Annotated in this window: 1 protein-coding gene; it reads right to left on the bottom strand. The window is 47.0% G+C overall.

Annotated features, from left to right (window positions below):
• A partial coding sequence (locus R7Q11_RS26585) for an endo-1,4-beta-xylanase (protein WP_225467049.1) occupies window positions 1-648 on the bottom strand: 648 nt, incomplete at its 3' end.
• Between the last annotated feature and the right edge of the window lie 35 nt (window positions 649-683).

Raw genomic sequence — 683 nt, 5'->3', positions numbered from 1 at the left:
GCCGACGGTAAGAGGCTGAGTTGGGTTTTCTTCACGTGCCCACTCAAACGCTTGTTCCATCAGCTCATGACTAAAGGTTTCCATTTCTTCGTCGTAAGCGATCTCACCCGTGGTGGTGAAAATCATGCGGTTGGTTGGCTCGTTATAGAGATCCCAAATAACGATTCGAGGGTCATTTTTGTAGGTAGAGATGATGTCGCGAATATACGCTTCGACCTCACCCCACATAGATTTGTCCATCACCACATTGCGACCAGGACTTGCTGCTGCTTGGCTGTTGTGCAAATCAGGTACGGGCGCTTTTTGTTCACCAAGATAAGGGTGGTCGCCCGAAAAACCGCAGTCATCCATCGGCGTAAGCATCACTTTGATTTGATTGCGTTCGCAAATATCCAGAAAGCGCTCAATTCGCGCATGTAAACCATCGCGATCCGCTTGCCAAACTATAAATGGTAAGTTGGTACGTAAAGTGTTGTAACCCACATCATGCGCCCAAGCTAACTCTTGTTCCATCACCTCAGGAGCAAAGGAGTCCGCTTGCCACATCTCATTCCAGTTAACCGCTGTGCGCGGTAAATAGTTAAAGCCACGTAGCCAGCCATGCTCTTTTTGCCATTGCCACGCTTTCTCTTCCGACCATCTTTTCATCTTACTCACCTTAAAACTAAATTATTAACTAATAA

It is taken from the genome of Vibrio sp. 970, assembly GCF_033339075.1.
The sequence above is the reverse complement of the archived record's forward strand: the minus strand, read 5'-3'. Positions and strand labels throughout refer to the sequence as shown.